The 15,250-nt window shown below is 65.6% G+C and carries 11 protein-coding genes; 10 read left to right on the forward strand and 1 reads right to left on the reverse strand.

What is annotated here, in order from left to right:
• Window positions 1-5: 5 nt before the first annotated feature.
• The gene (locus KXV01_RS11590) at window positions 6-911 is read right to left on the reverse strand and encodes a ScpA family protein (RefSeq protein WP_005417635.1); all 906 of its coding nucleotides are present in this window, start codon (window positions 909-911) and stop codon (window positions 6-8) included.
• Between the two features lie 374 nt (window positions 912-1,285).
• Here KXV01_RS11590 and KXV01_RS11595 point away from each other — a divergent pair, with 374 nt between their 5' ends.
• The 10 genes from KXV01_RS11595 to KXV01_RS11640 all read left to right on the forward strand — a co-directional run bounded on the left by KXV01_RS11595 (window position 1,286) and on the right by KXV01_RS11640 (window position 15,138).
• Window positions 1,286-1,585 carry a YciI family protein gene (locus tag KXV01_RS11595; RefSeq protein ID WP_005417634.1) on the forward strand — a complete coding sequence of 100 codons (300 nt, stop codon included), beginning with the start codon at window positions 1,286-1,288 and terminating at the stop codon, window positions 1,583-1,585.
• The gene (locus KXV01_RS11600; RefSeq protein ID WP_049414528.1) at window positions 1,582-1,857 is read left to right on the forward strand and encodes a BolA family protein; all 276 of its coding nucleotides are present in this window, start codon (window positions 1,582-1,584) and stop codon (window positions 1,855-1,857) included. Before KXV01_RS11595 ends, KXV01_RS11600 begins: the two co-directional genes overlap by 4 nt.
• A 148-nt stretch (window positions 1,858-2,005) precedes the next feature.
• A complete protein-coding gene (locus tag KXV01_RS11605; protein ID WP_049414529.1) occupies window positions 2,006-3,043 on the forward strand; it encodes a LacI family DNA-binding transcriptional regulator in 1,038 nt (345 codons plus the stop codon).
• Window positions 3,044-3,120: 77 nt separating this feature from the next.
• Window positions 3,121-6,177, forward strand: a complete 3,057-nt coding sequence (locus tag KXV01_RS11610) for a TonB-dependent receptor (protein ID WP_263467808.1) — start codon at window positions 3,121-3,123, stop codon at window positions 6,175-6,177.
• Between the two features lie 249 nt (window positions 6,178-6,426).
• A complete protein-coding gene (locus KXV01_RS11615; protein ID WP_049414531.1) occupies window positions 6,427-8,031 on the forward strand; it encodes a glucoamylase family protein in 1,605 nt (534 codons plus the stop codon).
• A 4-nt stretch (window positions 8,032-8,035) separates the two neighbouring features.
• Window positions 8,036-9,376, forward strand: a complete 1,341-nt coding sequence (locus KXV01_RS11620) for a sugar ABC transporter substrate-binding protein (RefSeq protein WP_099496122.1) — start codon at window positions 8,036-8,038, stop codon at window positions 9,374-9,376.
• Window positions 9,373-10,254 (forward strand): sugar ABC transporter permease, encoded by an 882-nt coding sequence (locus tag KXV01_RS11625; RefSeq protein ID WP_005410323.1) that lies wholly within the window; start codon window positions 9,373-9,375, stop codon window positions 10,252-10,254. The genes KXV01_RS11620 and KXV01_RS11625 overlap by 4 nt, the downstream gene beginning before the upstream one ends.
• On the forward strand, window positions 10,251-11,087 hold the full coding sequence (locus KXV01_RS11630) for a carbohydrate ABC transporter permease (RefSeq protein ID WP_005417620.1): 837 nt from the start codon (window positions 10,251-10,253) through the stop codon (window positions 11,085-11,087). The genes KXV01_RS11625 and KXV01_RS11630 overlap by 4 nt, the downstream gene beginning before the upstream one ends.
• The gene (locus tag KXV01_RS11635; protein WP_099487255.1) at window positions 11,084-14,251 is read left to right on the forward strand and encodes a discoidin domain-containing protein; all 3,168 of its coding nucleotides are present in this window, start codon (window positions 11,084-11,086) and stop codon (window positions 14,249-14,251) included. The genes KXV01_RS11630 and KXV01_RS11635 overlap by 4 nt, the downstream gene beginning before the upstream one ends.
• Before the next feature lie 2 nt (window positions 14,252-14,253).
• On the forward strand, window positions 14,254-15,138 hold the full coding sequence (locus KXV01_RS11640) for an endonuclease/exonuclease/phosphatase family protein (protein WP_099487253.1): 885 nt from the start codon (window positions 14,254-14,256) through the stop codon (window positions 15,136-15,138).
• Window positions 15,139-15,250 lie beyond the last annotated feature (112 nt).

Genomic DNA, 15,250 nt, shown 5'->3' on the forward strand with positions numbered 1-15,250 from the left:
AGCGCTCACTCGTTGGCATTGGCGGCGTCGTTGTCGTCGAACTCGCTGCTGAACTGCAGCGGGGCGTTGGTGTTGCCAGCGGCCAGCGACTTCACGTAGATCGGCGCCAGCGGTTCTTCCTGGACGATGTCCAGCAACTGTTCCTTGGCCAGTTCCAGCACTGCCAGGAACGTGACCAGCACGCCCAGCTTGCCTTCTTCGGCGGTGAACAGCCCTTCAAAACGATAGAACTTGCCGTCCTCCAGGCGCCCCAGCACTTCCCCCATGCGCTGCCGCACGCTCAGTGCTTCACGCTTGATGGCGTGGCCGCTGAACAGCTCGGCGCGCTTGAGCACGTCGTGCAGGGCCAGCAGCATTTCCTTCAGGTCCACCGGCGGCGGCAGCTTCACCGTGGCGCGCTCGGGCATGAAGGCATGCGCCACCGTGGTGTCGCGGTCCTGGCGGGGCAGCGCGTCGATGTCCTCGGCGGCCTGCTTGAAACGTTCGTACTCCTGCAGCCGGCGCACCAGCTCGGCGCGCGGGTCGGCCTCATCGCCTTCCTCGCTGACCGGGCGCGGCAGCAGCATCCGCGACTTCACCTCGGCCAGGATCGCGGCCATCACCAGGTACTCGGCCGCCAGCTCGAAGCGCAGCTCGCGCATCACGGTGATGTATTCCACGTACTGCCGGGTGATTTCGGCCACGGGAATGTCCAGCACATCCAGGTTCTGGCGGCGGATCAGGTACAGCAGCAGGTCCAGCGGGCCTTCGAAGGCGTCCAGGATGACTTCCAGCGCGTCCGGCGGGATGTACAGGTCCTGCGGGATCTGCAGGACCGGTTGCCCATGCACCACGGCCAGCGGCATTTCCTGCTGCTGGGGGGCGGGCGGCCGAGTTGGCGGGTTCGCGTCGAGCGCGAGTTCGGAAGTCATCTAATGGACATCAGGATTGCAACGGACCAGTCGCGGCACCGGGTTCGCCGGGCCAACGCCACGGAGCCCCAGGGCACCAGACACGCCGGGATCGGCGCGATTCCACACATATCAAACAGCAGGACGCGCCGCAGTAAACGGCAGCGACAGAACTACGGGGAGGTCGTCTACGTGGCCCGGCCAGGTGGTCCGGTTTGAAGCAGCGGATCTGTCGTCGGGGGCTGCGTGGCCGCAGAAACCGACGGGCTGCTGCATCCAGCCACGTGCAATGGAGTCTAGGGTAAACCTTTGCTGCGCCAGTGTCCAGCCGGAACGGGGCAGGGGCTGCATTGGCTAGAATCGGCGGACCCGACAACGCAAGCGAGGAAATGCCGGTGTGGTATGTGATCGAAGGGTATGACGGCCAGGATGTGCTGGCGCAGCGGCTGCAGGCGCGGCCGGAGCATCTGGCGCGGCTGCATGCGCTGCGCGACGCGGGGCGCCTGCTGCTGGCCGGGCCTTGCCCGGCGGTGGACAGTGAAGACCCGGGCCCGGCCGGTTTCAGCGGTTCGGTGGTGATCGCGCAGTTCGAGTCGCTGCCGCAGGCCCAGGCCTGGGCCGATGCCGACCCGTACGTGGCTGCAGGCGTCTACACCCGCGTGCAGGTCCGCCCGTTCCGCAAGGTGCTGCCGTGAACGCGGAACGGATCGAGCGGATCCGTGATGCGCTGCAGCAGGCGCTGGCGCCGAGCGTGCTGGAGATCGAGGACGACAGCCATCGTCACGCCGGCCATGCCGGTGCGCGCGACGGGCGCGGCCATTTCAACGTGCATGTGGTCAGTGAGCGCTTCGCAGGGCTGGCTCCATTGGCCCGGCATCGCGCGGTGTATGCCGCGCTGGGATCGATGATGGACACCGATATCCACGCGCTGTCCATCCGCGCACAGACCCCGTCAGAACAGGGCTGAGTCCTTGTCCCGCACTGTCCTGGCCGGTCCCTGCGGGCCTCGCCACGGACAGATTTTCATGTCCATTTCGGGACATTCGCCTAACGGACTGTTTACAAGCCTGGATGGAAACGCTTACATTCCGCGCCAATGCTGGTAGGTCCAAGCCGTGGAGGGCGGCTTCGTGAACAAGGCAGCTATCACAATCAAAGACGTCGCACGCGAAGCCCGGGTCTCCGTGGCCACGGTTTCCCGCGCGCTAAACGGGCATGAAAATGTCGCCGAACCGGTCCGCCAGCTTGTGCTGGAGGTGGCCGCACGGCTGCGTTACACCCCGCACGCCGCCGCCCGCAGCCTGAGCAGCCGCCGCACCAATACGGTGGGCGTGGTGCTGCCTGACCTGTACGGCGAATTCTTCTCCGAGCTGATGCGCGGCATTGACGGGGTGGCCCGCAACCGCCGCCAGCACCTGCTGGTGTCCAGCTACCACGGTGACCAGGAACAGCAGGGCGCCGCCCTGCGTGCCATGCGCGGCCGCGTCGACGGCCTGCTGGTGCTTTCGCCCTATGCCGAGAGTCCGGGCTTCCTGACCGACAACCTGCCGCAGTCGTTGCCGACGGTGTTGATCAACACCTATCTGCCCGGGCAGGACCACCCGGTGCTGAGCATCGACGACCACGCCGGCGCGATGGCGATGACCCGCCACCTGCTGGATGCCGGCCACCGCCGCATTGCCTTCATTTCTGGTCCGGACCTCAACTTCGACGCGCGCGAGCGCCTGCGCGGCTTCCGTGACGCGCTGGCGGCTTTTGGCGGTGGCGCCGAAGGCATCGAGCTGCCCGGTGATTTCGACGAAGCTTCCGGCCATCGTGCCGGTCAGGAGTTGCTGGCAGCCGGAGCGCTGCCCGATGCCGTATTCGCCGCCAACGACATGATGGCCCTGGGCTGCCTGTATGCGTTCACGCAGGCAGGGGTCCGTGTGCCGGCCGATGTGGCCCTGGCGGGTTTCGATGACATTCCACTGGCGCGTTTCGTCCACCCGTCGCTGACCACCATGCAGGTCAGCATCGCCGAGCTCGGCGACCGGGCCATGACGCGCCTGATGCAGTTGATGGACGGCACCTCCACGGATGGGGCAGGGGACAAGCAGACCCTGGTTCCCCGCTTGATTGTTCGCGATTCCACCACTCCGCCATCCGGCCGTTGAAGCCAGAGGCGTTTCTTCTTTTTTTGACTGATCGCAGGGACCGCGCAAGCGGTTACCGCCACCCGGAGATTGAGTTGATGATGCATACCACCTTCCGCATGCCGGCGCGCCGGCTGCTGAGCACCGCCCTGGTCAGCTGCCTGATGCTGGCTGCCGCCCCCAACGTCATGGCGCAGTCGGCCAACGCCAGCCTGCGCGGCCAGGTTGCCGGTGCCCAGGCCGGCACCGAAGTGACCGCCACCAATGTGGCCACCGGTACCGTCCGCCGTGGCACCATCCGCGCTGACGGCAGCTACTCGCTGATGGGCCTGGATCCGGGCACGTACAACGTGGTCGCCAACGGCCAGACCCAGAAGGTCACCGTCACCGTGGCGTCGACCGCGACGCTGAACTTCGCCGGTGCCGCCAGCAGCACCCCGGGTTCGACCGCGGCCACCAACCTGGACACCGTCAACGTTGTCGCGCCGACCCTGCTGCAGGAAGTGCGTACCTCCGAAGTCGGCAAGACCGTCAGCCTGCAGCAGATCCAGACCACCCCGCAGGTGTCGCGCAACTTCCTGGAGTTCGCCGACGCGGTGCCGGGCCTGATCTTCACCCGCGACGCCAAGGGCAACACCTCGCTGCGCGGCGGCGCCACCAATGCAGATGGTACCAACGTGTACATCGACGGCGTGGGCCAGAAGAGCTACGTCAAGGGTGGCGGCGTGGCCGGCCAGTCCGGCAGCGCCGGTAACCCGTTCCCGCAGCTGGCCATCGGCGAATACAAGGTCATCAGCGGCAACTACAAGGCCGAGTATGGCCAGGTGTCGAGCGCCGCAGTGACGGCTGCGACCAAGTCCGGTACCAATGAGTTCAAGGGTGAGGCGTTCTACCGCTACACCGATGAAGACATGCGTGCCAAGACCCCGGCCGAGCGCCAGGGCGGCAAGGAGAAGATGGTCTCGGCCGAGAAGGAATACGGCTTCGCCCTGGGCGGCCCGATCATCCAGGACAAGGCGCACTTCTTCGTGACCTACGAAGCCAAGCGCTTCGACCTGCCGGTCACCATCGCGCCGGATGGCGCGGTCACCGGCGCTGCCGGCTTGCTGCCGCCCGCTGGTGCCGCCGGCCTCGGCCCGGCCAGCCAGCCGTTCCAGCAGGATCTGATCTTCGGCAAGATCGACTTCGAGCCGACCGACAACGACCGCATCGAACTGACCTTCCAGGACCGCGACGAAACCCAGTCGCAGTTCAGTGGCCAGACCTCGCCGGAAGCCGGCCGTGAAGTGGTCAACACCGACCGTCGTTATGCCCTGCGCTGGAACCACAGTGGTGAGCGCTACTACAACGAGTTGATGGTCACCCACGAAGACTCGTTCAACAACCCGACCCCGCTGACGCTGGCCAACGGCATCACCTACACCGCACCGGACGGCCCCGAAGACCGCACCATCGTGAAGATCGGTGGCGCCTCGGCACTGGATTCGCAGGTGAAGGGCCAGAAGGGCTGGTCGATCGAAGACAACCTGACCCTGGATGGCATCCAGTGGGCCGGTGACCACACCATCAAGATGGGCGTGAAGTACAAGCAGATCGACCTGTACGCGTCCGACGCGGCGCAGATCAATCCGACCTTCACCTACTCGCTGGGCGATCCGGACTTCCCCGATTCCATTCCGTACAAGGCGCAGTTCGTCAAGCCGGTGACCGGCGTGACCGGTGTGTCCGGTGAAGTGCGTTCGAAGTCCAAGCAGTACGGCGTGTTCATCCAGGACGACTGGCAGGTCAATGACCACCTGCAGCTGAACATCGGCCTGCGCTGGGACTACGAAAAGACCCCGTCCTACCTCGACTTCGTGACCCCGCAGCAGGTGGTCGACGCCATCTATTCGCAGGATCCGCGCGCCGCCGCTGGCCAGACCTATGCCGATTCGCTGGCACTGGGCGGCCTGGACATCAGCGACTACATCAGCAACGGCCACAACCGCAAGGCGTTCAAGGACGCCTGGCAGCCGCGCCTGGGCTTCTCGTATGACATCAACGCCGACGAGCAGCACGTGATCCACGGTGGTGCCGGCCGTTCCTACGACCGTGACCTGTTCGACAACCTGCAGCTGGAAACCACCAAGCTGGCCCTGCCGCAGCCGACCATCTACTTCCGCAACCCGGCCACCGGCGCCTGCATCAACGGCCAGGCCGCCTGCTATGACTGGAACCCGAACCTGCTCAACGGGATCGGCAACCTGCAGGCACTGGTCGGCGCGACCAGCAATGCCGGCCTGGAAGTGGACCTGCTGAACAACAAGCTGAAGGCGCCGTACTCGGATCAGTTCAGCCTGGGCATGAGCAACCAGATCGGCGACTGGCTGACCGACGCCACCATCGCCCGTACCCTGAGCTACGACGGCTTCGCCTTCACCCTGGGCAACCGCTACCCGACCGGCCAGTTCTTCGATGATCCGCGCCTGTGTGGTGGCACCTCCCCGGGCCTGAGCCAGGCCTGGAGCTGCAACGTGCCGGGCTTCGGCAGCCTGATCATCGGCCAGCAGGGCATCAAGACCCGTGCCACCCAGGTCCTGTTGTCGGCACAGAAGCCGTTCACCAAGGAAAGCGGCTGGGGCACCTCGATCGCCTACACCTGGACCACCGCGCGCCACAACCGCGACATCAACGAGAAGTATGCGTTCGATCGCGGCCTGATCGGTGACTACCCGACCATCCGCTCCAACGGCGCACCGCGCCACCGCCTGGTGGTGACCGGTTCGTACGCGGGCTTCTGGGGCATCACCTTCGGCGGCAAGATCACCCTGGCCACCCCGACCGCCGTCAACGACTGGTACCCGGTGATGCAGGCCAGCGGCTACACCCTGCCGACCCCGCAGGCGGCCGTGCCCAACGCAACCGGCAAGTTCCTGGTGGGTGGCAAGATCTTCGGCTACCGTTCGGTCGACCTGCAGGCGACGAAGACGTTCAAGCTGGCGGGCAACACCGAGCTGTACGCCCGTCTGGACATCATCAACGTGTTCAACTTCGACAACTTCTCCACCTACAACTACGTCAAGACCAACGGCAAGCTGCAGGCCAGCTACAACGAGACCGGCGACATCATCGGCACTCCGCGCCAGGTCAAGGCCGAAGTGGGCTTCCGCTTCTAAGTGGCGCCGCCTGTTGCTGTATCCGATGCCGCCGGTCCGCCGGCGGCATCGATTGTGTGAGAACGGCAATGGCCGGCCCCGTGCCGGTCCATTGCCCACGCCGCTGCTGGGCAGGGGGCAGCGGCGTGGGCAATGATCGCGGTGTCAGACCACGTTTTTCGTGGTTTTTTAAGAGCGCATCTTGTAAACGATTTCAGATCATTGGACGGTATGCTTTCCCATCGATCAGACCACCGGAGGAACCGCGCCATGCAGGCACGCCATCTGTCGTCCGCCGCAATGCTGTGCTTGGCGGTGGCCGCCTGCCAGCCGGCCCAGCAGGAACCTGCCAAGCCGCGCCCGCCGGTGATCCTGATCGAGGCCGATGCACCGCCGCGGCCGATGAAGCCGGAGCTGCCGCCGCTGTTTGATGACATTGAGCGCCGCACCTTCCAGTTCTTCTGGGACACCACCAACGAAGTGAACGGGCTGACCCCGGACCGCTACCCGTCGCGGCCGTTCGCCAGCATCGCCTCGGTCGGCTTCGCGTTGACTGCCTATCCGATCGGCATCGAGAACGGCTGGGTCAGCCGCAACCAGGCCATCGACCGTACCCTGACCACCCTGAAATTCTTCCGCGACGTGCCGATGGGCCCGCAGCGCACCGGCAAGGCCGGCTACAAGGGCTTCTACTACCACTTCCTGGACATGCAGGAAGGGCGTCGCTACGACAGCTGGGTCGAACTGTCCTCGGTGGATACCGCACTGCTGATGATGGGCGTGCTGTTCGCGCAGTCGTACTACGACGGTGACGATCCGCGCGAAAAGGAAATCCGCCAGATTGCCGATACCTTGTACAAGAAGGTCGACTGGCCGTGGCTGCAGCAGCGTGCGCCGCTGATCTCGATGGGCTGGTTCCCGGAGAGCGGCTTCATCGACCACGACTGGATGGGCTACAACGAGGCGATGATGGTCTACATCCTCGCCCTGGGCTCGCCCACGCACCCGGTCAGCCCGGATGCGTGGACGGTGTGGACGCGCACCTATGACAACGACTGGGGTGTCTACCAGGGCCAGGAATACCTGTCCTTCGGCCCGCTGTTCGGCCACCAGTACAGCCACGTCTGGATCGACTTCCGCGATATCCAGGACGCGTACATGCGCGAGCGCGGCAGCACCTATTTCCTCAACAGCCGCTCGGCTGCGCTGGCCCAGCGCGAATACGCCATCGCCAACCCGATGCAGTGGAAGGAGTATGGCGAGAATGTGTGGGGCCTGACCGCCAGCGATGGCCCGCAGAACACCACGCAGGAATACCGCGGCGAGCAGCGCCAGTTCCGCCATTACTCCTCGCGCGGCGCTGGGCTGCGCGAGAATTTCGATGACGGCACCATCGCCCCGACTGCGGCGATCGCTTCGGTGGTGTTCGCGCCGGAGCAGGTGATCCCGGCCACGCTGGAAATGCACAAGCGCTACGGCGACTACATCTATTCCAGCTACGGCTTCCTGGATTCATTCAACCCCAGCTTCAACTACGACATCCCGATCAAGACCGGCCGCCTGGTGCCGGATCGCGGCTGGGTCGCCAGCGACTACATCGCCATCGACCAGGGACCGATCCTGACCATGATCGCCAACTACCGCAACGACTTCGTCTGGGAAGTGATGAAGAAGAATCCGTACATCCGCAAGGGCCTGGAGCGGGCCGGATTCAGCGGCGGCTGGCTGGCGCCGGAAGGGTCGTTCCAGCCGCTGGAACTGCAGAAGGACGAAAAGGCCGCGGCAGCACGCGCGGTGGGTATCGCCGAATCACGCGCGGCTGCCGCGCAGGAACAGAAGAACAATGCCAACCGCACCACAGGCCAGGGCAAGTAACCCGATGCCGAACTGGATCGACCGCCTGCGCCGCTGGGCGCTGCCTGCCCTGGCCACCCTGGCCGTGGCCGGCTGCGCCCGCACCGAACCGGGCACCACCACCGTGCGCTTCTGGGCGATGGGCCGCGAAGCCGAGGTGGTCAGCGAGCTGATCCACGAGTTCGAGGCCGAAAACCCCGGCATCAAGGTGGATGTGCAGAACATCCCGTGGACCGCCGCGCACGAGAAGCTGCTGACCGCGTTCGCCGCCGACGGACTGCCGGACGTGTGCCAGCTCGGCAATACCTGGGTGCCGGAGTTCGCCGAACTCGACGCGCTTACACCGCTGCAACCGTTCGTGCAGCGCTCCACTGTGGTCGACCCGAAAGATTACTTCCAGGGCATCTGGGATACCAACGTGATCCACGGCGAACTGGTCGGCGTGCCGTGGTATGTCGACACCCGCCTGATCTACTACCGCAAGGACCTGCTGGCCAAGGCCGGCTACGACCACCCGCCGCGCACGTGGCCGGAGTGGGAGGAGCAGATGGCGGCGATCAAGCGCATGCAGGGCCCGAACCGCTACGCGGTACTGATGCCGATCAACGAATTCGAGCAGCAGCTGTCGCTGGCCCTGCAGCAGCCCGATCCGCTGCTGCGCGACGACGATACCCGCGGCAATTTCGCCAGCCCGGGGTTCCGCCGCACGCTGGCCTTCTACGCCAACATGTTCGAGCAGGGCTGGGCGCCGAAGATGTCCGAGACGCAGATCTCCAACGTCTGGGATGAATTCTTCCGCGGCTTCAACGTGTTCTACATCTCCGGCCCCTGGAACATCCGCGAGTTCAAGAAACTGCAGCCGAAGGAACTGGAAGGACAGTGGGGTACCGCCGCGCTGCCGGGGCCGGACGGTCCGGGCGCGGGCATCGCCGGTGGCACCAGCCTGGTGATCTTCCGCAAGTCGCAGCAGAAGGAGGCGTCCTGGAAGCTGATCGAATTCCTGTCGCGCCCGCAGATCCAGGCACGCTTCCATTCGATCATCGGCGACCTGCCGCCGCGCCGCAGCGCCTGGAACGCGCCGTCGCTGGCCAACGATCCGCTGGCCGCCGCGTTCCGCGATCAGCTGGAGCGGGTCAAGCCGACGCCGAAGGTGCTCGAATGGGAGCGCATCGTGCAGGAAATGCGCATTGTCACCGAGAAGGTGGTGCGCGGAGGCCTGCCGCAGGACAAGGCCGTGGCCGAACTGGACCAGCGCGTGGACAAGGTGCTGGCCAAGCGCCGCTGGATGCATGAACAACAACGCCTGCAGGAGCGCGCGCCGTCGCCGCAATCGAGCAGCGCAGTGGCCGCCGGGAGCGCGCAATGAAACGTACTTCGCTGGCCGGCTGGATCTTCGCCGGCCCCTCGCTGATCGTGCTGGGCGTGTTCTTCGGCCTGCCGGTCGCCTCGGCGCTGGCGCTGAGCGTGACCGACTTCGACCTCTATGCACTGGCCGACAGCAGCAACCTGCGCTTCGTCGGCCTGGGCAACTACATCGACCTGCTGCAGACGCCGATGTTCTGGAAGTCGCTGTGGAACACCACCTACTTCGTGCTGATCGGCGTGCCGTTGTCGATCGGCGTGTCGCTGGGCGCGGCGATGCTGCTCAACGCACCGGCCGCGCGCTTCAAGGCGCTGTTCCGCACGGCACTGTTCGCACCGGTGGTGACCACGCTGGTGGCGGTGGCAGTGATCTGGCGCTACCTGTTCCATACCAGCTATGGCCTGGTGAACTACGGCCTGGGCCATCTGGGCATCAGTCCGATCGACTGGCTGGGTGATCCCAACTGGGCGATGCCGACCATCATGCTGTTCGCGGTGTGGAAGAACTTCGGCTACAACATGGTGATCTTCCTCGCCGGCCTGCAGGCGATCCCGCATGACCTGTACGAAGCCGCGCGCATCGACGGTGCTTCGCGCTGGAAGCAGTTCCTGCACATCACCCTGCCGATGCTCGGCCCGGTGCTGCTGGTGGTCGGGGTGATCACCGTGTCCGGCTACTTCCAGCTGTTCGCCGAGCCGTATGTCATGACCCGCGGCGATCCGCTGCAGAGCACCGTCAGCGTGCTGTATTTCATGTTCGAGGAAGGCTTCAAGTGGTGGAACCTGGGGCGCGCCTCCGCGGTGGCGTTCCTGCTGTTCCTGATCATCCTGGCGGTGACCACCGTGATGCTGCGTTTCGGCCGCAAGAGGCAGTTGGTATGAGTCGTGAAATCGGCCAGTCGCGCTGGTATCCGTGGATGATCAATGGTGCGTTGCTGGTGCTGGCCCTGGTCAGCCTTGCACCGCTGCTGTGGATGCTCTCGGTCTCGTTCATGCCGCAGGGCGAGGCCAGTCATTTCCCGCCGCCACTGCTGCCTTCGAGCATCACCACGCACAACTACCACGAGCTGTTCGCGCGCACCGGCATGGGCGGCAACTTCGCCAACAGCCTGCTGGTGTCGCTGGCTATCACGCTGGGTTCGCTGCTGCTCAACACCATGGCCGGCTACGCCTTCGCCAAGCTCAACTTCGTTGGCCGCGAACGCCTGTTCCAAGTGCTGATGGCAGCGCTGGTGATTCCGGCGCAGGTGGCGATGCTGCCGCTGTTCCTGCTGATGAAGCAGCTGGGCCTGGTCAACAGCTTTGGCGGGGTGATCGTGCCGGCGCTGGCCAGCGTGTTCGGCATCTTCCTGGTGCGCCAGTACGCGCGTTCGATCCCGGACGAGCTGCTTGAAGCGGCGCGCATCGACGGCGCGGGGGAGCTGCGCATCTTCTTCCAGATCGTGCTGCCGATGCTCAAGCCGGTACTGGTGACCCTGGCGATCTTCACCTTCATGGGTGCATGGAACGATTTCATGTGGCCGCTGATCGTGTTGACCGACCAGGAGCACTACACTTTGCCGGTGGCGCTGGCCACCCTCTCGCGCGAGCACATCATGGACGTGGAAATGATGATGGCTGGCGCGGTGGTCACCGTGGTTCCGGTGCTGGCACTGTTCCTGGTGCTGCAGCGGTACTACATCCAAGGTCTGTTGCTGGGGAGCGTCAAGGGATGAAGCGAGCGATCGCCGTTGGACTGGGCCTGTTGTGGACTTCCCTGGCGATCGCCGCACCACCGGCACTGCCGGCGCCGAAGGTACTGGACGATTTCGACGACATCGGCGCCTGGAAGCTGGTGCTGTCCGATCAGGTCAGCGGTTCGCTGCGGCCGGTGAGCGGTGCCGGTGGCGGCCGCGCGCTGTGCCTGGACTACGATTTCCACGAGGTGTCGGGCTACGTCGGCATCCGCCGCGCGCTGGGCATCGAGTACCCGGCCAACTACCGCTTCGGCTTCCAGCTGCGGGGAGATTCGCCGGGCAACGACCTGCAGTTCAAGCTGATCGATGCCAGCGGCGATAATGTCTGGTGGGTCAATCGTCCGGGCTACAGCTTCCCCAAGGCGTGGACGCCGGTCGAATACCGCCGTCGCCAGATCGACAAGGCGTGGGGGCCATCGCCGGATAAGGAGATGGCGCGCAGCGCTGCGGTCGAGTTCACGATCTACAGCAAGGTCGGCGGCCGCGGCACGGTGTGCTTCGACAAGCTGACCCTGCAGGGCCTGCCGCCGCAGGATGATTCGGCGCTGGTGCCGTCGGTGATCGCCGATACCGCCACCGCGCTGCAGGACCGGATGATCGACGGAAAGAGCGATACGTTCTGGATCAGTGGCGGGGTCAAGCAGCAGACCATCAGCCTGGACCTGCACAAGAGCCGCGAGATCGGCGGTGCGGTGATTGACTGGCTGCCGAACCTTGAAGCCAATCGCTACACCGTGCGGACGTCCGAGGATGGCCGGGACTGGCGCACCGTGCGCGAGGTGACCGGCGGTGCGGGTGGCCGCGACTGGCTGGCGCTGCCGGATACCGACGCGCGCTACGTGCGCTTCGATCTGCACGATGGCCCGAACTGGCGCTATGGCATCCGTGACATCACGCTCAAGCCGCTGGCGTTCGCGGCCACGCCGAACGCATTCCTGTCCTCGGTGGCGGCCGACCTGCCGCGCGGCTCGCTGCCGCGTGCATACGTGGGCGAACAGCCGTACTGGACCCTGCTCGGCCTCGATGGCGGCCAGGAGCAGGCACTGATCAGCGAGGACGGTGCGCTGGAACCGGCCAAGGGCAGTTTCAGCATCGAGCCGTTCATCCGCGTGGACGGCAAGTTGCTGGACTGGTCGAAGGTGGCCACCACCCAGTCGCTGCAGGATCGCTACCTGCCCATCGCCAATGTCGACTGGGTGCATGAGAAGGCCGGCCTGGCGGTAACCAGCTTCGTGCAGGGCACGCCGGAGCGTGCGCAGCTGATCGGCCGCTACCGGTTGAGCAATCCGGACAAGGTGGCGCACGAGTACACCCTGGCGCTGGCGATCCGGCCGTGGCAGGTGAACCCGCCGACCCAGTTCCTCAATACCGTCGGCGGCTTCAGTCGCATCGATGCGCTGGATGTGGGCGAACAGCTGGTGCGCATCAACGGTGAGCCGCGCATCTATCCGTTGCAGGTGCCGGATGCGCGCTTTGCCAGTACGTTCGATGGCAAGCTCGACGCGATGCATCTGGCCTCCGGGAAATACCCGGCCAGCACGGCAGTGAAGGACAGCACCGGCATGGCGTCCGGCGCGCTGCTGTATACGATCAAGCTGGAGCCTGGCCAGAGCCGAGAAGTGGCGGTGGTGTTGCCGCAGACCGGAGGCTGGGCGCCGCAGGCGCTGGATGTGGCCAAGGCGCAGGCACAGGTCGCAGAGCAGTGGCGGCAGAAGCTGGGGGTGGTCTCGTTGCAGGTACCGGCTGCGGGCCAGGCACTGGTCGATACCCTGCGCACCGCCGTGGCGCACATGCTGATCTCGCGGGTCGGCCCGCGCCTGCAGCCGGGCACGCGCTCGTACGCGCGCAGCTGGATCCGCGATGGCGCGATGATTTCCGAGGGCCTGCTGCGCATGGGGCGCAGTGATGCGGTGCGTGATTACATCAACTGGTATGCGCCCTATCAGTTCGAGAATGGCAAGGTGCCGTGCTGTGTCGATGCACGTGGCAGCGATCCGGTGCCGGAGAACGACAGTCATGGCGAGCTGATCTACAGCATTGCCGAGTATGGGCGCTATACCGGTGACAGCACCTTCGCCGAACTGATGTGGCCGCATGTGCAGGGCGCCTACAACTACATGGAGCAGCTGCGCGCCAGCGAGCGCACGGACGAGAATCGGGCGCGCAATCCGGCGTTCTACGGCATGATGCCGGCCTCGATCAGCCACGAAGGCTATTCGGCCAAGCCGATGCATTCGTACTGGGACAATTTCTGGGCGTTGCGCGGCTACAAGGACGCGGCGTCGCTGGCGGCCCAGCTGGGCAAGGTCGAAGCCATGCAGATCGCCGAATCGCGTGACCAGTTCCGTGATGACCTGCAGGCCTCGCTGCTGTCGGCGATGCAGCAGCACAACATCGATTACCTGCCGGGCTCGGCCGAGCTGGGCGATTTCGACGCGACCTCGACCACCATCGCGCTGGCACCGGGCGGCGAGCAGGGCCGCCTGCCGCAGCAGGCGTTGGAGGCGACCTTCGAGCGTTACTGGAAGGAATTCGTGGCCCGTCGGGACGGCAAGCGCGAGTGGAAGGACTACACGCCCTACGAGTGGCGCAACGTGGCCGCCTTCGTCCGCCTCGGCTGGCGCGATCGCGCCTGGCAGGCGACCGAGTTCTTCTTCAAGGACCGTGCGCCGCAGGCCTGGAACCAGTGGGCCGAAGTGGTCTCGCGCACGCCACGCAAGCCGTTCTTTGTCGGTGACCTGCCGCATGCCTGGGTCGCCTCGGACTTCGTGCGCTCGGCCCTGGACATGTTCGCCTACAGCCGTGACATGGACGATGCGCTGGTATTGGCCGCCGGCATTCCGACCGCCTGGCTGCAGGGCGAGGGCATCGCTGTGCAGGGCCTGCGCACGCCGCAGGGCCAGCTCAACTACCGCCTGCAGCGCAGCGACAAGCAGCTGGTGCTGGAGGTGCAGCCGGGCCTGGTGCCACCGGTCGGTGGCGTGGTCTTGCCGTGGCCGTACGCCGGTGATCCGGGCGAGGCGACCATCAACGGCGAAGCGGCCGAATGGACCAACAGGGAACTGCACGTGCACCAGCTGCCGGCGCGGGTCGAGATCGATGTACCGGGCGCGGTGCGCCGCGCCGAGCGCAAGGGGCAGTAACGATGAAGCAGCAGGGGGCAAGGGCGCGCACGGCCGTGCGTGCCCTGGGACTGGCCATTGCATTCGCATTGCCGGGTGCCGTGATGGCAGCCGTGCCAACCGCCGCGACAGCGGCTGACGTCGCCAGCGCACCAGGCATGAGCATGGTGACCTTCAACCTGCATCACGACCGCGAGGACTGGCCGAGCCGCCGCCGCACCATCCTGGCCGAGCTCAAGCGCCTGCAGCCGGATGCGGTTGCCCTGCAGGAGGTGATCCAGCGGCGCAACGTGCGCAACCAGGCGCAGTGGCTGGCCAGCCAACTCGGCTACAAGTACGTGTTCGTGTCCACCGATCCGGTGGGTGCGCCGAAACGTTACGGCAATGCGCTGCTGACCCGGCGACCGATCCTCGCGCAGGGTGAGCACCTGCTACAGCCGCTGGACGATTATCGGACGGTCGCCCATCTGCGCATCGATGTGGACGGCAAGGCGGTCAACGTCTATGCCACCCACTTCAACGAGCGCAGCGACGAGAATGGCCAGCGCATCCGTCGCACCCAGGTCGAGGACCTGCTGCGCTTCATCGCCGGCACCTCGGCCGGCGCACCGGTGGTGATCGCGGGCGACTTCAACGCACTGGTCGATGCCAGCGACCTGAGCGAGCTGCGCAGCCATTACGGTGACAGCTACGGCAGCGTGCACGTCAACACCGACCTGGCCGGGGTCAGTACGCTGAACAGGCACTACTACCCGGTGGCCTCGCGGATCGACCACATCTTCTTCCAGCAGGACGCGATGGTCGCACGTGAGGCCAAGCTCCTGTTCGACCAGCCCGATGACAGCGGTCGCTGGGCCTCGGACCATTATGGCGTGTGGACCCGCCTGCAATTCGCTCCGACGCGATGATGTCCTGGTAGGTGCCAACCTTGGTTGGCACGGACGTGTCCGCGTTCGCTCCAACAACGATGCCAACCAAGGTTGGCCTCTACCAGAGCGTTGCACGCACCCGGCGCACAAA

This window comes from Stenotrophomonas sp. Ps181 (assembly GCF_025697425.1).
GTDB classification, from domain to species: domain Bacteria; phylum Pseudomonadota; class Gammaproteobacteria; order Xanthomonadales; family Xanthomonadaceae; genus Stenotrophomonas; species Stenotrophomonas sepilia.